A 23715-nucleotide genomic window follows, 5' to 3' on the forward strand; every position below is an offset into this window, starting at 1 on the left:
GCTTCCCGCTTCCATCAACAATCGTATTTCGTATTTCCAACTTCTTACTTATCTAAGCCTTCTCACTTCAGCTTTTATATTTTCCTCATCACTACGACTGCTCACTTCCAACCTCCTGCTTCCAGCTTCCATCAAATACCGTACTTCGTATTTCCAACTTCTAACTTACCTAAGCTTTATCACTTCAGCTTTTATACTTCCAACCTCCTGCTTCCCGTTTCCCACCTCCAGCCCCTTCTTATCTTCAAAGCCAGTTCAATCGATTTCATTTGAAAAGAACCAATAAAAACATGTCTCTGCCTATTTTTAGCCAGTCCAAATGATTAGAATTATACAAGGAATTAAGAAATTTTCCTTTGGGTATTTATATCTTTGGATCGTTTCAAAGCAGAAAGGTGCCGAAAATGGCCCTGAAAATTTTCAACAAACCTAATTCAACAATGAAATTCAAACCTGGAGTAAAATACGGACAGGAGCTAAGAGAGCTTTATGCATATGCAAAAGAAAGTGAATTTGCGATGCCAGCTGTCAATGTGATCGGAACCAATTCTGTGAATGCAGTATTAGAAACTGCCAAAAAACTCAATTCCCCGGTGATCATCCAGTTTTCCAATGGGGGAGCTCAATTTTTTGCAGGTAAAGGACTTGCCAATGATAAGCAGCAAGCTTGTGTAGCCGGTGCTGTGTCTGGAGCTCATCATGTGCATCAAATGGCAGAGGCTTACGGAGTACCTGTGATTTTGCATACAGACCATGCAGCAAAAAAATTGTTGCCTTGGATAGACGGGATGCTTGAGGCTGGTAAGGCTTATTATGCAACTAATAAAAAACCACTTTTCTCCTCTCATATGTTGGATCTTTCAGAAGAGCCTTTGGAAGAAAATGTGGAGATTTCTTGCAACTATTTCAAGGAGTTTGAGAAACTTCAAATGGCCATTGAGATTGAATTGGGAGTGACAGGAGGAGAAGAAGATGGAGTAGACAATACGGATATCGACTCTTCCAAACTATATACTCAGCCGGAAGAAGTAGCATATGCCTATGAGCACCTGAAGCAAATCGGTGATTTATTTACAATCGCAGCGGCCTTTGGAAATGTACATGGCGTGTACAAGCCTGGAAATGTGAGTTTGAAGCCAGTGATTTTGAAAAACTCTCAGGATTATATCAATGAAAAATATGGCACGATTGGAAAGCCTTTGAATTTTGTCTTCCACGGTGGCTCAGGTTCATCAGTAGAAGAAATCAGAGAAGCCAATTCTTATGGTTCCATCAAAATGAATATCGATACAGATATGCAGTGGGCCATGTGGGAAGGAGTCTTAAACTACTATAAGAAAAACGAAGGCTATCTACAGACCCAGTTGGGTAATCCTGAAGGACCAGATAGCCCAAATAAAAAATTCTATGATCCACGTGTTTGGCTGAGAAAGGGAGAGGAGAACTTTGTGAAGCGCCTTGAAATGGCGTTCGATATGCTAAATGCAGTGAACAGAAACTAATCCAATCAAGAAAGTCATCGAAAGATGACTTTCTTTTTTTATTTGATTAAAAAGGTGTGACATTTTGTTAAAATCGAAAATTGTCAATAAGTAATTAATTTTTTTAACTCAAAATTGATGGGCTGGCAATAAATTTGAAGTTCCAGCTTACCTAAAAATAAAGTTCGATTGATAGGTTCTGTTGCTCCATTTACTCTAGCAATTTTAGCTTACTTTCAAATGCTATGAAGTTTCCTGCTAAAAATAAATGAATGAGAAAAATGGAGAGGATTCATTATTTTGTGTGTGAAAGTTGAATTTCTTTATATGAATCCTTAATGCCTTCAAAAATTAAGCTTAACACAGTATTTCTTTGTTTGTTATGTTCAATAGAATATTGAAATAGTTTTATTGATCTAGAAGTGTGTTTATTTAAATAGTGAAATTATTTAAGGATTTTATCTATGTTTGTCCATCTTTTGAAAGACCATTTAGAGTTAATTAGTAGTATATGAGGAAGTTGTGGAAAGGGCTGGGTTTGGTCCTGCTTTCATTGGCAGCATTTAGCTGCGTTTCTAATGAAAAAATCATTTACCTGCAAAATTTGGAGGGAAACTCAAGCATTGAGGATGGAGAACTGATCACTTACGAAATCCCTGAATACAGATTGCAATACAATGATATTATTGATGTCAATGTGCAAACTGTAGAGGATATGTTGCAATTTGGATTTAACAACAAGTCAACAACTACAAATGGTCAGATGGGGAATATTGCTTCCCAATCTGGAGGGGATGTATATTATATGACTGGCTATACTGTTGATACCCACGGAAACATAAGACTGCCAATTTTGGGCGATGTCTTTGTACAAGATATGACCTTGGAAGAAGCCCGTACAGAGATCGAGCAAAAGCTAAGAACTTATGTGACCTCCGAGCTATATGTCAAGGTGAAATTAGGGGGGATACGCTATTCCGCCTTAGGTGAATTTAGAAGGCCTGGTAAGTTTGTTGTATTGCAAGATAGGATGACAATTTTTGAGGCAATTGCCAATGCAGGAGACTTATCCAATATTGCAAAGAGAGATGAGGTTTTATTGATTCGTCAATATCCAGAAGGAACTAAACTTCATCATATTAATTTGAATGATAGGCAGATCATCAAATCGCCATTTTATTTTATTCAGCCAAATGATCAAATTTATGCTGAGCCCATGAAAGTCAGAGAAGTAGGTGCAGGAGAAAATGCTGCGCAATCACTTTCATTAATTATTTCTACTTTAACCTTTGCCATCTTAGTTATCAATACTGTATCCAAATAATGAGTTACCCAAATCAAATCCAAAATTCAGGAAACAGTCAACCTTTTTCGCACCAGCAGGAAGATGAAATTGATTTGAAGGTTTTAGTATTCAATTACCTGCAGTATTGGCCCATGATCTTGGCTTTTATGTTTGCAGGCTTAATTGCGGCTTTTTTGTTTAATAGATATTCTACGCCGATTTATTCGGTTCAATCTAGTGTATTGGTCAATGATGAGCAATCTGGCCTGGGAATGGACTTGTTTGAGTCTGCTGGATTGATGCAAGGCAAGAATAATATTGAAAATGAAATAGGGATTTTGAAATCGTATTCCTTAGCAGAGGAAACAGTCTCAGAGTTGAACCTGAACGTTCAATATTTCTCTGATGGGGTAATCCGAACTGCCCAGATTTATGAAAAATTGCCGGTTTTGGTTGATGTAGACTGGAAGCAACCACAATTAGTAGGAGGTTTGTTTCGATTGGAAATCTTAAATGAGAGTTCGTTTGAGTTGACAGTGGAAGATTCTGATTTTTCAATTTACAATCCTGCAGATCCTTTTTACAAATCTAAGCCTGAATCAGAAGTCTCCCTTAAAAAGTCAGTATACAGCTTTGGTGAGAGAATCAATGGTGAAAATTACTCTTTCGTTATCAACCAGATTTCCGGCTTGGCTGAAGATATTGTCTTGTTCAAAATGGTGGATACTCCTTCCTTGGCTATGAAGTACAAAGAAGAACTTGCTGTATCACCTATTAACAAACAGGCTTCAATTTTGACTTTAAGTCTGGAAACTCCTGTAAGAAGACTAGGTGAGGATTATGTCAATAAGTTGATGGAAATGTACTTACAGCGGGAATTGAATGAGAAAAATCGTGCCTCTGAAAGTACCGTAAAGTTTATTGATGATCAGTTAAGTGGCATTACCCAGTCTCTAGAAAGCTCAGAAACCAAGCTGCAGGAATTTAGAACTCAGAATAATGTATTTAACCTTTCTGAAGAAGGAGCTGTAATCTTTGAAAGATTGCAGGAGTTAGAAAAAGAAAAGAGTCAAGCTGATCTTAATTTGAAATATTACCAGACTCTAAGTGATTACTTAGCCAATAATCAAACAGGTGAATTAGTCGCACCATCTATCATTGGAGTGACAGACCCCTTGCTCAACTCTCTGGTAGAAAGTCTCAGCGAACTGCAGGCTGACAGAATTCGCCTCAAATCAAATTACTCAGATGAATTGCCTTTAGTCCGCGATAATGCCACAAGAATAGAAAATACCAAAAAGGCATTGCAGGAAAATGTCAATTCTGCTATCAACAATACCAGAAATGTAATAGCAGATCTCAATAGTAGGATCTCAACAATTGAAAGAGATGTAAATGCACTTCCTGCCACTGAAAGAAACCTAATCGGGATTGAGCGACAGTTTTCCATTAACGAGAACATCTATATCTATCTACTTCAAAAGAAAGCGGAAGCTGAGATCACCATGGCGTCCAATATGCCGAAAAATTCCATTTTGGACTTTGCCAAATCAGGTCAATTGCCTGTGGCACCGAAGACAAAATTGAATTTATTAATTGGTCTGATTTTGGGCTTAATTTTGCCAATTGGCTTTATTACGGTGAAGGACTTCTTGAATACCAAAATAGAAGATCCTAAAGAGTTGGAAAATCAGATCAAGGTACCTTTGATCGGGATGATTGGTAGATCAGATGAGGTGGATAATTTGCCAGTTTTAAATAGCCCTAGATCTACGGTCACGGAGTCCTTCAGGTCTTTAAGGGCAGACCTTTCCTATTTGAGTCCCAATAAGGAAAAGCTCAGCATTTTGTTTACGTCTTCTATTTCTGGGGAAGGTAAGACCTTTGTCTCCATTAATATGGCCTCCGTCTTTGCTTTAATGGGCAAGAAGACGGTATTGATTGGTTTGGACTTGAGAAAACCCAAGATTGCTGAGGATTTTAATATGCCAAATGATAAGGGTATGAGTACTGCTTTGAGTACAAATACTCCTTGGCAGGAGGTAGTAAAGCAGTCTGGACATGAAAATTTGGATGTGATTCTTTCCGGTCCTATTCCTCCTAACCCAGCAGAGTTGTTGCTTCAGGATAAATTCAAGCGCATTATAGATGAGATCAAAGAAGCCTATGATGTGGTTATTTTTGACTGTCCTCCAGTTGGCTTGGTTTCAGAGACCAAAGAACTCTTCTCTTTTTCTGATATCAATTTCTTTGTATTCCGTCAGGGATACTCTATGAAAGGAAATACAGCTATTTTGAATAATTTGGTGGAAAAAGGCGGTGTGACAAAAATGTATGCCATCTTCAATGATCTACACATAGACAAAGGCTATGGCTATGGTTATGGCTACGGATATGGCTACGGCTATGGAGGTAATTCTTATGGCTATCACGAGGAAGTTCAATTGCCATGGTGGAAAAGAGCATTGAATAGGAAGTGATTTTTGCAGAAAGTTTGTGAGAAGTACACGAAAGGCGTATGCGACCACTCTAAAGATGTAGTTTGATTTGTTTTAAGATCTTTTTTGCATAGAAAATTGAATAAGTTAGCCAATACTTTAAATCAATTATCGTTTAAAGCGGTTAGGCGCATATAATTATGAAAATTGCTGTTTTATTGACCTGTTTTAATCGATGTGCTAAGACCAGAGAATGTCTCCGTAATTTGTACGGGCAGCAAGTTAAAGCTCCCTACCAATTTGAAGTCTTCTTGTGTGATGATGGTTCTTCAGACGGTACTTCCCAGATGCTAAGTTCGGAGTTTCCTCAAGTAAACGTAGTTATGGGGGATGGACACCTATATTGGGGTGGAGGGATGAGAATGGCATGGGACAGTGCTTTGCAGTCGAGCGATTTTGATGCTTTTTTGTGGTTGAATGATGATACCTATTTATTGGATAATGCTCTAAACAGTCTTTTTGAAGAATTTGAGCATGCCGGGCGAAAGTCGATTCTTACTGCTGCGTGTAAAGGGCCTCTTACTGGAGAGTTTTCTTACGGAGGACATTTGGAAAGTATGATTCCGGTGGTTCCAAACGGAAGCTTGCAAGAGGTCTATTTTATCAATGGGAATTTGACTCTAATCCCAAGGATCGTAGTAGATGCCATTGGCTTAATCTCCACCAAATACACTCATTTTCTTGGTGATTTTGATTATGGTGTGAGGGCCAAAAAGGCTGGCTTCAAATGTTTTACTACTACAAAATACTTGGCTGAATGTGAAGCTAATCCTATGCCTGACTGGGCAGATTCCAAAGTGCCGCTCAAGACCCGATGGAAGATGGCGCATGATGTGAAGGGAAGGGCAATATCGGAATATATTGCTTTTAAGACATATCATCATGGGGCTTTGGTAGGAGTCAAATCATGGATTGATACCTATCTGAAGCTTATTTTCACTGACAAATACGTTTCGTTAAGAAATTTTTTAACGAGTAAATAAATCATCGAAAATTGAAGGTTCTATTTGATCACCAAATTTTTTTTATTCAGCGCTACGGTGGAATATCGAGGTATTTTAGTCGATTGGCAGAGGGACTTACGCATTTAAATCAGGATGTTAAAATCCTTTCTGGTATAAATACAAATGCTTATTTAACAGAAATGCCCTCAGGATTAGTGGTGGGGAAACAGATTCGAAAATTCCCATCTAAGTCTCAGGGCCTTTTAAAACGCATAAATAGCTTTTATGAAGCCACCTATGAGTCGTTTTATACTCCACAACTAATTCATGAGACTTATTTTGGAGCCGATTCCTTTAAAAGGTCAAATGCCATAAGAGTTGTGGGCTTATATGATATGATCCAGGAGAAGTTTCCAGACCTTTTTCCATCTGAAAATCCCACATTATTGGCCAAGAAAGCTGCATTGCAGCGTGCAGACCATATCATTAGTATCTCGCAGCATTCGAAAGATGATTGTTGTGAGATACTTGGGATTGATGAGTCCAAAATTTCAGTAGTTCATTTAGCAGCAGATTCTCCTTTTAAGGATTTGGAAAGTATAGAGTTAGAGCTTAATAGGCCATTTTTTCTATATGTGGGAGATAGGAATGGCTATAAGAATTTTAATATCTTATTGAAGGCATTTGCTCAATCAGAAAAATTGAAGTCTGATTTCTCACTGGTTTCATTCGGTGGTCCGCCTTTCTCAAAAACCGAACTGGCTCAATTTGAGAGTCTTGGTCTTACAAAAGATCATGTGAAATACTTCTCAGGTGAGGATAGGATACTTGGAAAGCTATATTCTCTCGCATGTGCTCTTGTATATCCTTCATTATATGAGGGTTTTGGAATTCCTCCTTTGGAAGCAATGAATTATGATTGCCCTGTACTGGCAAGTAATACAAGTTGTATTCCTGAAATTGTTGGTTCAGGAGGGGTGTTGTTTGATCCGCATAATTGCGAGGAATTAAGTTATTTACTTGAAAAACTGAGTGAAGACAGTTTTTATAGGGGGGAGTTGATAGATGAGGGGGTTCAAAGAAGGGAACAATTCAGCTGGGGAAAAACAGCAGTAGAGACTATTCAGGTTTATAAATCACTGCTATAATATGAAAAGAGCACTAATTTGTGGTGTTAGTGGTCAGGATGGAGCTTATCTTGCAAATTTCTTACTTAGCAAGGGATACGAGGTGTATGGTACGTCCAGAGATGCTCAGGGCTCGTTCTTTACAAACCTTGTCAAGCTTCAAATCAAAGATTTAATACATTTGATTTCTATGGATCCTGAAGATTTTCGATCTGTTTTGCTGGCAGTTAAAAAATCAGTTCCAGATGAAATTTACTTTTTGGCAGGACAATCATCTGTAGGCTTATCTTTTGAACAGCCAGCGGAGACCATACAAAGCTTTACCTTGGGGATCCTTAATATTTTGGAGGCTGTGAAATTGGAAAATTCAGGCATTCGTGTATATCATGCAGGTAGTTCCGAGGCTTTTGGTGACACAAATGGAGAAGCAGCAAATGAATTGACTCCTTTTCAACCCCGAAGTCCCTATGCATTGGCAAAAGCTTCTTCCACTTGGTTGGTAAATAATTATCGTGAAGCATATGATTTGTTTGCTTGCACAGGTATATTGTTTAATCACGAGTCTCCTTTACGGCCTGAGCGCTTTGTTACTCAAAAAATTATCCAGACTGCAAAAAGAATCTCAGCTGGTTCCGATGAAAAATTGATTTTGGGTAGAACAGATATCAGCAGAGATTGGGGCTGGGCTCCTGAATATGTAGAGGCTATGTGGATGATGTTACAGGGAGATTTGCCAGAAGATTATATTATAGCCACAGGTCAAAGTCATAGTCTTCAAGAGTTTGTCGAGTTGACTTTCCAATGTTTGGATTTAGATTGGAAAAAGTATTTGATTCAGAGCGAGGGTTTAATTAGGCCTACAGATCTCAAAATAAGTCGTGCAGATCCATCAAAAGCGCTTATAAATTTGGGATGGAGAGCAAAGACTGATTTTAAATTGCTAATAACAAGCATGTTAGGTGTTTAAGAAAGGCGGTAAAAATATTCCTAGAATTAGAATTTCCTTTTGTTTTTCATTCAAGCTACTTCTTTTAGCTCCTATTGAGCCCTTCGACTAGTACCTCGTCTCCAGCTTTTATAGATTTTCTCATGTAGCCCTTTTCTGGAGGAATTTTGATATATATCATTTAATTGTCAAGTATGTAAATTCATTGGGAAGCATGACCTACCCAATTTTTATGCATATGTTGCTGACAATAATAAATTGTAATGGCACTTTAGCCCATTTCAATGAATCAGGTCTCAATCTTTTCTGGGCTTTAGCCTAATCTTCGGGATTTGGGCTCGTTCAAACCCGTGTCATCACGGGCGTTTTTCAAATAGATTCTACGTTGTGCTGCTTCTCCAGAAGCTGCATTTTGAACTCCCTCACCAGAATGATCCGTGAAGACACGGATCAAGGCGAAAAGCTGTTTGGCATTCTCGATACTCATCGCGAGTAATGTCGAACCACTTATGATAGGATTTTCAATCCGTAATATATGAGATTTCCCGCCGACAAACCGAGACAGGTCCTTCGGACGAAATGAACCTTAGGCAAGAGAATCCATTTTTGGGTCATTTTGTATGAATTGGAATGGCGCTTTAGCCCAATCTTTGGGATTTGGGCTCGTTCAAGCCCGTGTCATCACGGGCGTTTTTCAAATAGATTTTGTGTTGTGCTGCTTTTCCAGACTACTCCAACTTCATCATTCTACATTTGGCATTCATCATTCGAACTTACGGACTTATGTTGTGCTGCTTCTTCAGAAGCTGCACTCTGAGCACCCACACTTCATACCTGCAATGATCCGTGAAGACACGGATCAAGGCGAGGTATAGGAATTATCCTTTGTTATCCTTGGTTTCCATTTCGTTTCACCCAGGTCTCTTACTATTTTACTCCTCTGGAGTCAGTACACCAAGCGCTACTTGGATTAAAAGCCCTTGGAAGCAGGTGTTTTATTGGTGAAAAAGGGAGGCGTCAAAAACAAGCTAGCTCCGAGCTTGTCTCGGAGATCCGATTGTTTTTAGCCGGACTTTGAACCAATAAATGAATTGTCCGAAGGCAATTCAAAGCTGATTTCGGGCAAAGGCTTTTGGGTACTTTTGGCCTTCAAAAGTACCAAGAAGAAGATTTGTCCGCTGCTGCCTTTTGTCTTTATGTTATGCTGCTTCTCTAGAAGCTGCACTTTGATCCAATAAGACATCCGACACCCAACCTCCAACTTCCAACTTCCCAACATCGGACACCTAACCTCCAACATCCCTGCCTCCTAACCTCCAACTTCCCGTTTCCATCTTGCTGGCAAATCGCCTCCGTCTCCGAATCAAGATACAGGGACAGAGCTGAGAAAGATTTTAAATCTCGTTTTGCGCCGGGTTCAAACCCGCCGCTACCCATCTTGCATACCTACAGCATGCTCTCCAAATTCCAGAGTGCTCAACATTTTATATTCTCAATTCATCCAGCCCCCATCATCAGACACCGGGCATCCGGCATCCAATCATTTTCAGCTTTTTCACTTCAAATTTTAGATTTTCAAAAAGCTTCCAACTTCCCGACTTCCAACATCCTGAACTGCTTCTCCAGAAGCTGTACCCTAAGCCAAAACTCCACATCTAACATCCGACATCTGACACCACTTCAGCTTTCTGATTTGAGCTTTAAAATTTTAAATTCCGTTTCCACTCTTTAATCTAATTTTCCAATTAAAAAGCAGACTACTTGCAACTTAAGTCACCTGACCGTATTTCGTATTTCCAACTTCGTATTGCCCTCGGCTCTCTCGCTTCACACTTTTCAGATCACATCTCATACATTGGACATCGGACATCGGGCATCCGACATCGGACACCACTTCATCTTTCTCACTTTAGATTTCAGCTTTTTCCCTGAACACTGCGACTGACCACTGATGACTTCCAACTCCCTATGTTCTGATAGGTAGTGCAAGAAAATGGGATGAAAAGCATTTATGTGAATATGAAAAAAAAGACAAATTATAGGATAAAAAATGAGTACCAAAAGGACTCAGTTGCTATCTTTACCGCCGAATCGAGAATAAAAAATGGCTTCTGATTAAAGATTTAGGCCTTTTTTTAAGACAGTAAGCCCATTTTTGATCCGTTTGTAGGATCTCTCTACTGATACTGAACTCTTTAGCTAAGACTATAGAAGATAAGATTTTTCTTTCAAGCACTAGGGAATCAAAGGGCTACTTTTGTTCCTGCAGCGATAGTGAAAAATCAAATTGAATTATGGGACTGAAAGGGCGAAGCTGTGCCTCCGCTGAATGTTTTGAATTCTTTCCAAATATTTTAAATGAATCTAAAATGAAAAAGGCAATTATCGTTTCAGGTTACTTTAATCCCTTGCATAAGGGGCATATTGAATACTTTAATCATGCAAAAGCTGCTGGGGATGAATTGATCGTGATAGTCAATAATGATTTGCAACGTGCATTGAAAGGATCAAAAGAGTTTCAAAAAGAGCAGGAGCGCGTGTTTATTGTCTCGAATATTAAGAGTGTAGACAAGGTCTATCTCTCTATAGATCAAGATAGGACGGTTTGTGAGACCATACGGCATATCCATCAGGAACTTTCTTCAACCTATAAGTTAGCCTTTGCCAATGGAGGGGATCAGAATAATCAATCTATTCCTGAAGTACCAGTCTGTGAAGAGCTGAACATTGATTTGATCGATGGTTTGGGAGAAAAAATCCAGTCAAGCAGCTGGTTGTTGAAAAGTTGAAGTCTTGGATAATTTGGATACGGCGAAGCAATTCTTGTCAAAATAGAATGTAGCTCATAGGTACAAGGAGATAGCTCAAAGGTGAAAGTAGAAAAGGGAGTTAATTGTTAATTTGTTAAAGGTTAAGCGGTTCATTAATAAAAATGGAAAGCTGAAAGGATTGAGCTCATAGGTTTAGTGTCCAGATTATGAAGGGTGATTTTGCATTTAAAGAGCTTAAAGTTTGGCAAATGTCAATTGAATTTGCTAATGCCATACTAGACCTAGTAGAAAACTTAAATTCATCCTTCAAACATTACAGACTTGTAGAGCAAATTGAAGCAAGTTCTGTTTCTATTTCTTCAAACATTGCCGAGGGAAAAGGAAGAGAGTCAAAGAAAGAGTATATACGATTTCTGTATATCGCTAGAGGGTCCTTGTACGAATCTATTTCAATTTTAACTCTGTTTGAGAAAAGAAAGTGGATAACAAAGGAAGTTTTAGAAAGACTAGAAAAGATGGGAATTGAAATAGTATCCATGCTCAAAGGTCTGATAAATGCAATCGCAAGAACCTTATAATTCGAACCTAAATCCTTTGACCTTATGTCTTTCACCTTCGACCTTAAGACTTATTCTTGTAATAGAGTTAATAGACCTAACAACATAATAAATTGAATACCACCACTAAAATATATATCGCCGGCCACCGTGGAATGGTTGGTTCTGCTATCTGGAGAGCACTGGAGTCCAAAGGATATAGCAATCTGGTCGGAAAAAGCTCGAAAGAGCTTGATTTAAGAAGTCAAGAGTCCGTATCGGATTTTTTCGCTACTGAGCAACCGGAAGTGGTGATCGATGCTGCTGCTCGGGTAGGGGGTATACTGGCAAATAATGACTATCCCTATCAGTTTTTGATGGAGAATATGCAGATCCAAAACAACCTCATCGACTCTTCCCTCAAAGCGGATGTACAAAAATTTATCTTTTTGGGATCTTCTTGTATTTACCCCAAATTGGCTCCCCAACCACTGAAGGAAGAGTATTTATTGACAGGTCCTTTGGAGCCAACCAATGAGTGGTACGCCGTTGCAAAAATCACAGGTGTTAAGGCCTGCGAAGCTATCAGAAGGCAATTTGGGAAAGATTATATTTCTCTGATGCCTACCAATCTCTACGGTCCCTTTGATAATTTTGATCTAAAGACTTCCCATGTTCTTCCCGCCATGGTCAGAAAATTCCATGATGCCAAATTAAATGGCAATACCCCAGTAGAACTCTGGGGATCTGGGACACCCATGAGGGAGTTTTTATATGTGGAGGATTTGGCCGATGCAGTGGTGTTTGCCTTAGAGAATAGATTTCAGGATAATCTATATAATGTCGGAACGGGTGTTGATTTGACGATCAAAGAATTGGCAGAACTAATACAGAAAACTGTTGGGCATTCAGGTAAATTGAAATGGGATTCCTCCAAACCAGATGGAACTCCTCGGAAATTGATGGATGTAACCAAAATGACCGAAGCAGGTTGGACGGCAAAAGTAGACTTGGAAGAGGGGATTAAGAGGACTTATAAGTGGTTCTTGGAGAATCAAGATACATTCAAGCAGGTGAAATTATAGGGAATAGCTCAAAGGTGGAAGTATGAAGCTCAAAGTCCTTTCACCTCGACCCTTTGACCTTTTAGCTTAACCTAGCAGTAAATTTAAAGAGCAAAGAAGTCATTTAGCTCAAAGGTGGAAGCTGAAATCTCGAAGACCTTTCACCTCGAGCCTTTGACCTTTCAGATTAACCTATCAGTAAATTTAAAGAGCAAAGAAGTTATTTAGCTCAAAGGCGGAAGGTAAAAGCTTAAAGCCCTTTCACCTCGAGCCTTTGACCTTTCAGCTTATTATCAACATTAAAACTAAAATAGCATTCCTTTACAAGAGTCTATTTTTAAAACAGAAAACATGAATAAAACGGCACTTATTACAGGCATTACTGGTCAAGATGGATCTTACTTGGCAGAACTTTTATTGGAAAAGGGCTATATGGTCCATGGAGTTAAAAGAAGAGCTTCTTCTTTTAATACTGCAAGAATTGATCATTTATATATGGATCAGCATGAAAACCATGTGAATTTCAAATTGCATTACGGTGATTTGACTGATTCAACCAATATCATCCGAATTATCCAGGAAGTTCAGCCGGATGAAATCTACAATTTGGGAGCCATGAGCCATGTGAAGGTTTCATTTGACTCTCCGGAATATGTGGCCAATGTAGACGGGATGGGAACCTTGAGGATCTTGGAAGCTGTGCGTATTTTAGGGCTTACTGAGAAGACGAGAATCTATCAGGCATCCACATCAGAACTTTACGGTGGCCTGGAAGAAAACAAGAATGAAAAAGGGTTTTATGATGAAAACTCTCCTTTCTATCCACGTTCCCCCTATGGAGTAGCCAAGATCTATGGCTTTTGGATCACCAAAAACTATAGAGAAGCTTATAATATGTACGCATGTAACGGGATTTTATTCAACCATGAATCCCCTCGAAGAGGAGAGACCTTTGTGACTAGAAAGATCACCATGGCTACTGCAGCCATAGCATTGGGTAAGCAAGAATGCCTTTATCTCGGTAATATGAACGCTCTTCGTGATTGGGGACATGCCAAAGATTATGTAGAGGCGATGTGGAGAATTTTGCAGCAGGATGTAGCTGAAGATTACGTGATTGCCACGGGAGTAACCACCTCAGTTAGAGATTTCGTAGAGTTATCTTTTAAAGAGGTTGGCTTGAATATTCGTTGGGAAGGAGAAGGAGTAGATGAAGTAGGTGTTTTAGTGGAAGTAGATGAAGATAAATATAAGGAGGCAGTAAAGTTTAATGAACCTTCCAACCTTTCAACTTTTCAACCTTCCAACTTAATTGGAAAGCAATTAATCAAAGTAGATCCAGCCTATTACAGACCTACTGAAGTAGATTTATTGCTTGGCGATCCAACCAAGTCTAAGACCAAACTAGGCTGGAAGCCTCAATATGATTTAGCGGGTTTGGTAAGTGAAATGGTAGCTTCAGACGTGGAAATTGTAAAGAAAAACTTCAATGCTCAATGGGAGCATATTGTTGGGTAATCTAGATTTCAATCATAAACACCGATTTATTCAAATTGACCTTCCAGATTTTTTCAACTTTTATTCTAGTAATTATACTGATAATTACTTTATATAAAAATCTGCTCAAGCCTTCTTTTGCTTTTGCTATAGCAGTTTTTATATTTATTATTTTTCGAATAATTACAATAGATGATTTATTGATTGGCTTGGCCAATAAGCAAATTATTCTCATTTTTTTATTGATGATTTTAACATCTGGAATTCAACAAAATCTGGGAAAGGGCTTCTTTTATTCTTTATTCAATAAATCCTTAACTCCCTTTCAATTTCGATTGAGAATGATGCTTACTGTGTCAGGACTATCCAGTATGCTGAATAATACACCTGTGGTAGCATTTATGATTCCATATGTGAAGAACTGGGCAGAAGGAAATGGATATTCAGCTTCTAAGTTTTTAATACCACTTTCATTTGCGACGATTTTAGGGGGAATGATCACAATAGTTGGGACATCCACCAATTTGGTTTTAAATGGCTTGATTGTGCAATCTGGTTTAGATTCACTTCAATATTCTGACTTCCTGTATTTGGGATTAATTGTAACTGTCATTGGAATAGTCTACATGGCTGTATTCTCTGAAAAATTACTACCTAATACAACAGCTAATAAAGAAGCATTCTTGGAGCAGTTGAATGAATATTTGGTGGAAACAAGGGTAAAGAATAATTCCCCTTTAATTGGAAAAACTATCGAAGAGGCAGGGTTGAGGCACCTAAAAGATTTGTTTTTGGTTGAGATTAAAAGGGGAGATAGGAATATTACTGCTGTTTCTTCAGATCGTTTGATTCATGCAGATGATCTATTGTTTTTTGCTGGAAATACCCAATCCATTCTTGATTTGATCAATGATGACAATGGGTTGGAGATTCCAGATACTTCCCATTTATTATCCAACGGGTTTTCTGCTATGACCGAAGCTGTAATTCCTTCTGGATCTTCTTTAGTCGGAAATTCTATTAAAGAATTGGGTTTCAGGGATAGATATAAAGCTTCAATTATTTCTATCTATAGAAAAGGGGAAAAGGTAAAAGGAAATTTGGGTGAAACAATATTGAAGGAGGGAGATTTGCTTCTTCTGCTTTGTTCCAACGACTTTTCTAAACTCAATTCAACCAGAGATTTAATAGCACTTTCCAAGTCTGGAGAAGTCAATACTGAGCTTTCTTTCAAAAATAGCCTGCCAAGTATCTTATCTATTTTGATCTTATTAATAGGGATTTTTGGAATTATAGATTTATTTCTTGCAGCCTTTATAGGGATTTTAATCATGGTCATTTTTAAGGTGATTAATTTAAATCAATTAAAATCCTCAATTGATCTTGATTTATTAATCATTTTGGTTTCAGCTTTAGCAGTTGGATTGGCAATTCAAAAATCTGGTTCTGCTTCTTTCTTGGTTGGGGAAATTTCTAATATTTTCAAGAACTATTCAGTCATTTGGGGTATTGGGATATTGTTTCTAATGACTTTAGGACTAACATCCTTGATAACGAATGCAGCAGCGGTTTCTATAATGTTTCCTGTCTCCTATGAAATGGGATTAGGGTATGGAGGGAACTTAACACCTTTTTTCATAGCAATCGCCTTTGCTGCTTCAGCGGATTTTATGACTCCCATAGGTTATCAAACCAATTTGATGGTTTTGGGGCCAGGTAATTATAAATTTTCCGATTATACAAAGATTGGCCTACCTCTGACTATTCTTTATTCTAGTATTGTAATCACATTTATATATCTATTTTATTTCTAAAATGGAAAACCATATTCATCCTACCGTTTTCAAGGTATCTAGTAAACAGCGTAAGGAGCGTTTAAAACAATCTCCAAAGCTAATTTGGTTTACGGGATTATCCGGCTCTGGGAAGTCTACCGTTGCTAATGCAGTTGAGTCGCAATTATTTGAAGACGGATATATGACATATCTATTAGATGGGGATAATATTAGATCTGGCTTGAACAAGGATTTAGGGTTTTCAAAAGAAGATAGAATTGAAAATATTCGAAGAATTGCAGAGGTAGCAAAATTGATGATGGATGCAGGCTTATTGGTAGTTTCAGCCTTTATTTCTCCATTTAGAGATGAAAGAAAAATGGTTGCCGAATTAGTCGGAGAAGAAAACTTCTTGGAAGTTTTTGTGGATTGTCCAATTGAAGTTTGTGAGCAAAGGGATGTGAAAGGGCTATATGCAAAAGCCAGAAAAGGGATCATCAAAAACTTTACAGGGATAGATTCTCCATATGAAGCTCCGATAAATCCGGCTGTTCATATTCATTCTGACAAAGAGGAGTTAACTTCTTCGGTTCAAAAAGTAATTCAAACTATTTCGGCAAATATTTGCCATTAAGTAACAAGTAAGAAAAATAGAAATGGGACAATATTATTTATCACATTTAAAAGAACTGGAAGCTGAAGCTATTTTCATTATCCGTGAGGTAGTTTCTCAATTCGAAAAACCAGCACTTCTATTTTCAGGAGGAAAGGATAGTATTGTTCTTGCTCATTTGGCAAAAAAAGCATTTTACCCAGCTAAGATTCCTTTTCCATTAATCCATATTGATACAGGACATAATTTTCCCGAAACATTGGAATTTAGAGATGAATTGGTTGAGGAATTAGGTGTTCAATTGGTTGTTGGATCAGTTCAGGAAAGTATTGATAAAGGTCGTGTAAGAGAGGAAACTGGAGTCAATGCCAGTAGAAATGCCCTTCAAACTGTCACTTTGTTAGATACCCTAGAAGATTTAAAAATTGATGCTGCTATGGGTGGAGCGAGAAGAGATGAGGAGAAGGCAAGAGCGAAAGAACGTTTCTTTTCCCATAGGGATGAATTTGGACAATGGGATCCTAAAAATCAGAGGCCTGAATTATGGAATTTGTTCAATGGGAGGAAACATCACGGAGAGCATTTCAGAATATTCCCTATTTCTAATTGGACAGAGATGGATGTTTGGCAATATATCAAAGAAGAAAATATCGCATTGCCATCCTTGTATTTTTCTCATGAAAGAGAATGCATAGTTAGAGATGAAGTTATTTTGGCCAAATCCGAATACCTGCCTTTGAAAGAAGGAGAGGAGATTCAAAAACTGATTGTTCGTTACAGAACCTGTGGAGATATGCCAATTACTGGTGCCGTCCTTTCTAATGCTGATACTTTGGAATTGATTATTGAGGAAGTAGCCACTACTAGAACTACTGAACGAGGTACCAGAGCTGATGATAAGAGGGGAGAAACGGCAATGGAGGATAGAAAGAAGGCCGGGTATTTCTAAGAAAGTATCAAGTGCTTAGTATCCAGTATCAAGATTTCCAAAATAAATTAATATGATTATCCGCAATCTTGTCAGTTTCATAAATAAACGGCGAAAAAGAAGCTTTGGAGATCCAGTCTTGCAAGCTTCCGTCTTCTGTCTCCCGTCTTCTAGCCCTTTAAACAGAGGAAATTAGGATTGTGGTGCAAAAGCGGATATTCATTATAAAATAATTCAACCTTTAACTTTTTAACCTTTAACTTTCAACAAATTAAAATGTCCATACAAGAAAAGAATCAATTACTACGCTTTACAACTGCTGGATCAGTTGATGATGGGAAAAGTACTCTAATTGGAAGGTTATTATATGATTCCAAATCCATTTTTGAAGATCAAATCGAGGCTGTAAAATCATCCTCCGAAAAGAAAGGTTTTGACTATGTTGATTTGTCCTTATTGACTGATGGTTTAAAATCTGAAAGGGAGCAAGGAATTACGATTGATGTAGCATATCGGTATTTTGCAACGCCAAAAAGAAAATTTATCATTGCCGATACTCCTGGCCATACACAGTACACAAGAAATATGGTAACAGGGGCATCGACAGCCAACTTAGCTATTATTCTGGTAGATGCCAGGAAAGGTTTGTTAGAACAAACTTATAGGCATTCCTTTATTGCCTCACTTTTGAAAATTCCTCATGTAGTGGTTTGTGTGAATAAAATGGATTTGGTAGACTACTCAGAGGATGTCTACAATAAAATCGTAGCTGATTATGAGGCCTTTGCAAGCAAACTCGATATCAAAGATGTGCAGTTTGTTCCTATTTCAGCCTTAAACGGAGATAACGTGGTAGATCGATCTGAAAATATGCCTTGGTATGAAGGTTCTACCTTATTGTACCATTTGGAACATGTACATATCGCTTCTGATTTTAATCATATTGATTGTAGATTCCCGGTTCAAATGGTGATCCGTCCCCATACGCTTGAGTTCCAAGATTTCCGAGGCTATGCCGGTAGAATCGATGGAGGTATTTTTAAGCCAGGAGATGAAGTGAAGGTTTTACCTTCTGGGTTTACTTCCAAAATTAAAAGTATAGAACTAAATGGGGAAACCATTGCTGAGGCTTATGCCCCGATGTCTGTTACAATGACTTTGGAAGATGAAATTGATATTAGTAGGGGAGATATGATTGTCAGACCTAATAATCAACCTAAATCTGAGCAAGATTTGGAAGTAATGGTTTGCTGGATGAATCAAAAATCTCTTCAAAACAGAACCAAACTTATTGTCAAACATACTACCAAAGAATGTCAGGCAATGGTGAAGGATATTCAATACAAAGTTGATGTGAATACACTGCATAGAATTGAAGATATCCAAGAAATTGGGATGAATGATATTGCTAGAGTATCTATTAGAACAGCTTCTCCTATCTTTTTTGATTCCTATGGTAAAAACAGACAAACCGGTTCCATTATCCTAATCGACCCTAATTCAAATGAAACCGTTGGAGCTGGAATGATTATTTAAGAACCTAGACTCAAGATTTTAGAATCAAGACATAATTTACCTCACCACAATTCCCCCTTTTCAAAGGGGGCTAGGGGGATTAAAAAAAGACAAGAATTTGAACAATATTAATATAAAAGAATTAACAAATCTCGCCAAGGAAGCTTCCCTAGCCGCTGGCAAGGCCATTCTAGAAATCTATAACTCTGCTGATTTTGGAGTTGAAATAAAGGGTGATAACTCTCCGCTTACCAAAGCAGATAAAGTAGCACATCAGGTGATCGTAAACTATCTGGAAACTACTGGATTTCCAATCATTTCAGAAGAGGGGAAGGATATTCCATATGAGATTAGAAAAAATTGGGAATATTTCTGGATGGTAGATCCTTTGGATGGAACCAAAGAGTTTATTAAAAAGAATGGAGAGTTTACTGTTAATATAGCTTTGATTCATAATGTAAAGCCTATTATTGGTGTTGTGAATGCTCCTGTATTGGAATGGTTATATTGGGGAAATCAAGAAGAAGGGGCTTGGAAAAAAGAAGGAGATGAAGATCCGTTTAAATTGAAAAAACAAGAAAAAACTATAGTGAAAACTATTGTTGCAAGTCGATCCCATTTAAACCCAGAAACACAAGAATTTATAGATCGATACCCCGGTGTTGAAATTATTTCAATGGGTTCATCTTTAAAATTTATGTTGGTAGCTGAAGGGAAAGCCCAAATATATCCTCGCTTTGCTCCAACAATGGAGTGGGATACCGCTGCAGCACATGGAATTTTGAATTCTTTTGGTGGATTAATAAAGGTAATGTCTATTAATTCTAATTTAGAATATAATAAATATAATCTTTTGAACTCTTCTTTTATTTGTAGGTTTGAGAGTTGATTTAATGAGTAAAAGTTTCAATATTAATTTGTTTAAAAACAAAATCAATAACTTAGATATTCATTCTAAAGAAGTTTTCATTAAGTCCTCGGCTTCATTTTTCGTGAAAATTATTGCAATACTTGCAACATTTCTAGTAAGTATGATTTTAGGTAGAGAATTGGGAAGTGAGGGTCTTGGTGCTATAAATTTGAGTAATAAATTAATTTCGGTGTTTTTAATTTTCTCATTACTAGGAATAAATACATCATTGTTAAGAGAAATTAGTGTTTCTTTCGAATTGAAAGATTGGAAGCGGGTATCAAATTTTTATTTTTCATCATTAATGATCGTTATCCCAATTGGGATATTTGTTGTGTTAATATTGTTCTCTATTTCGCCTTTTCTTTCCTTAAATGTTTTTAAGGAATCTAAAATTCTAAGACCTTTCTATATTTTATTATTAGCATTTATTCCTCAATTGATTTCAAGAATAAATGCATCTTGTATAAATGGTTTTAGGAAGGTGTGGCAATCTAATTTGGTTAATGAAACACTGAGTATTATTATTGTTTTACTTTTGCTAAGTTTATCAATGGTCTTTAATATTAAGATAGATCTAATTAAAGTAGCAATTTTTTATGCTTTTGGAAGGTTTTTTGTGTTTATTTCGACCTCTTTGTATTGGGGAAAATTATTTAAATTTTATAAAAAACCAAAAGTTGTAGTTGGCTCTATTCTTAAAATGTCTTTTCCTTTATTAATTGTTTCTTCTACTTCCTTAATATCCAATAATGCTGATTCGATAATGTTAGGATTTTTAAGTGAGGTTAAGGAAGTCGGTTTATATAGTGTTGCATCAAGTTTAGCAATGTCAACTAGTCTATTTTTAATCCTTACTGCTTCTGTTCTATCACCTAAGATTGCTAGTTTGAACTCGATTAATAAGAAAGACGAAATTCAGACTATGGTTCAAAGTGTTTCAAGATTTTTATTCTTAATTGGAGGTGGTAGTTTGTTGCTTTTTGTTATTTTTGGAAGGTTTATATTGTCTTTTTGGGGTGAAGATTTTATTGTTGCATTTTGGCCTTTGATTATTTTATCATTCGGTCAATTTATCAACATATGCTCTGGATGTACTGGTGTCTTGTTGATTATGACTGGGCATGAAAAAATAGTGGGTTTATTAACTTCATCATTTCTTCTTCTAAATTTGATTTTAAATTTATTATTAATTCCTTATTTTGGAGCAATAGGAGCGGCCTTTGCTACTAGTATTTCTCTTATTTTGGAAAATTTATTAAAATACATTTACACAATAAAAAAAACAAATATTAATACCATACCAAGTTTTTAATATGAAAATTAAGCGTTTATTTTCCAGATTTATATTAGATTTATATAAAAAAAAGGCACGAGGTAGAAGTATAAATGTTTTTCATGATGATGTTTTTATTGTTTCATATCCAAAAAGTGGTAATACCTGGGTGAGATTTCTTTTAGGAAATGTTCTTAATTTGAATTATGATTTTTCTAATATGGAGAGTTTAATTCCTGATATTTATGTAGTTAATAATAATGAATTATTAAAACAGAGAAGACCAAGGATTTTGAAAAGTCATGAATATTTCCATCCAAACTACAAAAAAGTAATTTATATTGTTCGGGATCCTAGAAGTGTTGCCGTTTCTTATTATTATTATTTAAAAAAAGTCAATAAAATTCCCTCTGAGATGCAATTTAAGCCCTTTTTGAAAAGTTATTTATCGGGAAGTTTAGATTCTTATGGTTCTTGGTCTGAAAATGTTGAAAGTTGGTTGTCCACCAAAGGGAATAATGAGAATGAATTTATTTTAATTAAGTATGAAGATTTACTTTTAAATACGAATTTGGAGTTTACTAAAATTCTTAAATTTATTGATATTGATGTTAGTGATGAAGTTATTGCAAATTCAGTTAATAATAGTTCATTTATAAACATGAAGAAAAATGAAAAATTGAATTCAGGAAATATAAAAATTCTAAATAATTCAAATGAAAATATTGCATTTGTTCGTAAAGGGGAAATTGATGAATGGAAAGATTATTTTGATTCTGAAGATTTGGATTTATTGTATTATCATTTTGGAAAAACTATGAAAAAACTTGATTATGTTTAATCCAATTTACTTGTATTTAATGGGTCGATGGTTTTACTCTTTTGGTATTCCTAAAATTCATATTATTTTTCAAAAGTTAAATTATTTTTTTAATTCCTGTGATATACCTTGTAAAGCAATTATTGATAAATCAGTAGATTTTAAACATTATGGATTAGGAGTAGTGATTAATCATAAAACTGTTATTGAAAAAGATGTTGTAATAATGCCTCATGTAGTTATAGGACAACATTTAAGTAGTACTAGCAAAAAAGAGTTTTCTAAAATTATTATATCTGAAGGTGCAATGCTTGGTGTAGGGTCAAAGATTATAGCTAGTGATATACTTACTATTGGTAAGTTTTGTTCAATTGGAGCTAATTCAGTTGTAATTAAGTCTGTGCCAGATTTTGCAACTGTAATAGGTGTTCCTGGAAAACTTTTGTAGTCTCTAAATTTTAAATTTCATGGTAAGATTGATTTTTGATACTATAAGTTCCGGTCATCATCCAGAATATGTATTGCATTTATTTAATTATATAAAGCTTAATGGTAATATATCTTATCGTACAATTTTTATTGTTCCCTATTCTATGAAGGAAATATTGAATAATTCTGTTGGTGATTATTTAAAAGATGAAGTTGTTGATTGGTATTTTTTGGAGGATGAGGTTTGTTTTAATCTTCATAAAATGAATTTATTTAAAAGATCTTTTAAATACTTGTCTTTAGTTAAATATTACGTAGAGTTATTTAATGCAACAGATGTTTTGTTAATGTGGTTTAATTATTTTGAAGTTTCTTTAGTATTTAATAAACCCTCTTTTAATATCAGGGGAATTTTGTTCTCTCCATATTATAGGATTGAAAAAAACAGTTTGAAAAAATGTTTGAAATTTTATTTTCAATCAATTATCACATATTTATATATTAAGAATCGCAGTTTGGATAAGGTTTTTATTTTAAATGATTTTAGTACTGTAAATTCCTTGAATTCTAAATTTAATAAAAATATTTTTAATGTTCTTCCTGATCCAATTCCAATTTATAAGATGGATCCTGAATTTGATTTGTATAAACATTATAATATTCCTCGTTATAAAAAGGTTCTTTTACATGCGGGTTCAATAGACGTTAGGAAAGGTACTTTGGAGATTATTGATGCAATTGATTATCTTGAAACTAATATTTCTTCTGAGTATGCAATTTTAATTGTTGGTAAAGCAAAATCAAATGTTGAAAAATTGATTTATAATCGGTTGTCAAAAATTAAAAATAAAGGTTTCTCAATTATATTTGATAATTCATTCGTTTCCAATGAAAGATTAAAATCACTTTTTGTACAATCGTTTTGTGTTCTAATGCCTTATAAAAATCCTGAAGCTTCTAGTGGTATTTTAGGGCATTCTGTACTTTCTAAGATTCCTGTAATTGGGCCCAATAAGGGATTATTAGGTGAATTAATAAATTCTTATCATTTGGGATTAACTTTAGAAAGTATTAATGGAAAAGAAATTGCTGATTGTATTTTTAGATTAAATAATGAAAAATTTGAGTTTGATTCTACTTTTTTTATCGAATATTGTACTACTGAAAATTTCTCAAATTCTTTACTGAAATAATAGTTTAGTGTTTTTTACTGGTCTTTTATTCTATAGATAATCCAATATCAATGCTGGTTAAAAATAATTCTTACTATAAGTATCTGTGTTTTTTTCTTATTTTTATC

General features: G+C 36.0%; 20 protein-coding genes. 19 read left to right on the forward strand and 1 reads right to left on the reverse strand.

The window, feature by feature from the left end; translation table 11 throughout:
- Positions 1–440 precede the first annotated feature (440 nt).
- From fbaA to G460_RS0120480, 6 genes are all read left to right on the forward strand, one after another.
- On the forward strand, positions 441–1502 hold the full coding sequence (gene fbaA / locus G460_RS0120455) for a class II fructose-bisphosphate aldolase (protein WP_026957081.1): 1062 nt from the start codon (positions 441–443) through the stop codon (positions 1500–1502).
- A gap of 490 nt (positions 1503–1992) precedes the next feature.
- The gene (locus G460_RS0120460) at positions 1993–2805 is read left to right on the forward strand and encodes a polysaccharide biosynthesis/export family protein (RefSeq protein WP_026957082.1); all 813 of its coding nucleotides are present in this window, start codon (positions 1993–1995) and stop codon (positions 2803–2805) included.
- Positions 2805–5246 carry a GumC family protein gene (locus G460_RS0120465; protein ID WP_035464832.1) on the forward strand — a complete coding sequence of 814 codons (2442 nt, stop codon included), beginning with the start codon at positions 2805–2807 and terminating at the stop codon, positions 5244–5246. Before G460_RS0120460 ends, G460_RS0120465 begins: the two co-directional genes overlap by 1 nt.
- Positions 5247–5404: 158 nt before the next feature.
- Positions 5405–6247 carry a glycosyltransferase family 2 protein gene (locus tag G460_RS22385; protein WP_084421473.1) on the forward strand — a complete coding sequence of 281 codons (843 nt, stop codon included), beginning with the start codon at positions 5405–5407 and terminating at the stop codon, positions 6245–6247.
- A gap of 11 nt (positions 6248–6258) precedes the next feature.
- A complete protein-coding gene (locus G460_RS0120475) occupies positions 6259–7356 on the forward strand; it encodes a glycosyltransferase family 4 protein (protein ID WP_026957084.1) in 1098 nt (365 codons plus the stop codon).
- Position 7357: 1 nt separating this feature from the next.
- Complete coding sequence (locus tag G460_RS0120480; RefSeq protein ID WP_026957085.1) at positions 7358–8302, forward strand: GDP-mannose 4,6-dehydratase; 945 nt, start codon at positions 7358–7360, stop codon at positions 8300–8302.
- 292 nt (positions 8303–8594) lie between these two features.
- Here G460_RS0120480 and G460_RS23260 read toward each other — a convergent pair whose 3' ends face one another.
- Entirely contained in the window at positions 8595–8768 is a 174-nt protein-coding gene (locus tag G460_RS23260) for a hypothetical protein (RefSeq protein ID WP_157366990.1), read from the reverse strand.
- A 1807-nt stretch (positions 8769–10575) separates the two neighbouring features.
- Between G460_RS23260 and G460_RS0120505 the strand changes: the two genes are divergently transcribed.
- From G460_RS0120505 to G460_RS0120565, 13 genes are all read left to right on the forward strand, one after another.
- Positions 10576–11070, forward strand: coding sequence for an adenylyltransferase/cytidyltransferase family protein (locus tag G460_RS0120505; protein WP_245578778.1), 495 nt, complete (start codon positions 10576–10578; stop codon positions 11068–11070).
- A 188-nt stretch (positions 11071–11258) separates the two neighbouring features.
- Positions 11259–11630, forward strand: coding sequence for a four helix bundle protein (locus G460_RS0120510; protein WP_026957090.1), 372 nt, complete (start codon positions 11259–11261; stop codon positions 11628–11630).
- 92 nt (positions 11631–11722) lie between these two features.
- Positions 11723–12673, forward strand: a complete 951-nt coding sequence (locus G460_RS0120515; protein WP_026957091.1) for a GDP-L-fucose synthase family protein — start codon at positions 11723–11725, stop codon at positions 12671–12673.
- 330 nt (positions 12674–13003) lie between these two features.
- Complete coding sequence (gene gmd, locus G460_RS0120520) at positions 13004–14170, forward strand: GDP-mannose 4,6-dehydratase (RefSeq protein ID WP_026957092.1); 1167 nt, start codon at positions 13004–13006, stop codon at positions 14168–14170.
- Between the two features lie 35 nt (positions 14171–14205).
- A complete protein-coding gene (locus G460_RS0120525) occupies positions 14206–15963 on the forward strand; it encodes an SLC13 family permease (RefSeq protein ID WP_026957093.1) in 1758 nt (585 codons plus the stop codon).
- Between the two features lies 1 nt (position 15964).
- Entirely contained in the window at positions 15965–16558 is a 594-nt protein-coding gene (cysC, locus tag G460_RS0120530; protein ID WP_026957094.1) for an adenylyl-sulfate kinase, read from the forward strand.
- A 22-nt stretch (positions 16559–16580) separates the two neighbouring features.
- Positions 16581–17486 carry a sulfate adenylyltransferase subunit CysD gene (gene cysD, locus G460_RS0120535; RefSeq protein ID WP_026957095.1) on the forward strand — a complete coding sequence of 302 codons (906 nt, stop codon included), beginning with the start codon at positions 16581–16583 and terminating at the stop codon, positions 17484–17486.
- A 255-nt stretch (positions 17487–17741) separates the two neighbouring features.
- Positions 17742–19001: a sulfate adenylyltransferase subunit CysN gene (cysN, locus tag G460_RS0120540; protein ID WP_026957096.1), complete on the forward strand. Its 1260-nt coding sequence runs from the start codon at positions 17742–17744 to the stop codon at positions 18999–19001.
- 106 nt (positions 19002–19107) lie between these two features.
- Positions 19108–19869 carry a 3'(2'),5'-bisphosphate nucleotidase CysQ gene (gene cysQ / locus G460_RS0120545; protein WP_026957097.1) on the forward strand — a complete coding sequence of 254 codons (762 nt, stop codon included), beginning with the start codon at positions 19108–19110 and terminating at the stop codon, positions 19867–19869.
- 103 nt (positions 19870–19972) lie between these two features.
- Positions 19973–21205, forward strand: a complete 1233-nt coding sequence (locus G460_RS0120550; RefSeq protein WP_169817544.1) for an oligosaccharide flippase family protein — start codon at positions 19973–19975, stop codon at positions 21203–21205.
- 1 nt (position 21206) lies between these two features.
- Positions 21207–22007, forward strand: coding sequence for a sulfotransferase domain-containing protein (locus tag G460_RS22390; RefSeq protein ID WP_035464835.1), 801 nt, complete (start codon positions 21207–21209; stop codon positions 22005–22007).
- On the forward strand, positions 22000–22434 hold the full coding sequence (locus tag G460_RS22395) for a serine O-acetyltransferase (protein ID WP_051316165.1): 435 nt from the start codon (positions 22000–22002) through the stop codon (positions 22432–22434). The genes G460_RS22390 and G460_RS22395 overlap by 8 nt, the downstream gene beginning before the upstream one ends.
- A 19-nt stretch (positions 22435–22453) precedes the next feature.
- Positions 22454–23608 carry a glycosyltransferase family protein gene (locus G460_RS0120565; RefSeq protein ID WP_026957099.1) on the forward strand — a complete coding sequence of 385 codons (1155 nt, stop codon included), beginning with the start codon at positions 22454–22456 and terminating at the stop codon, positions 23606–23608.
- Positions 23609–23715 lie beyond the last annotated feature (107 nt).

It is taken from the genome of Algoriphagus vanfongensis DSM 17529, assembly GCF_000429465.1.
In the GTDB taxonomy this organism is placed as follows: domain Bacteria; phylum Bacteroidota; class Bacteroidia; order Cytophagales; family Cyclobacteriaceae; genus Algoriphagus; species Algoriphagus vanfongensis.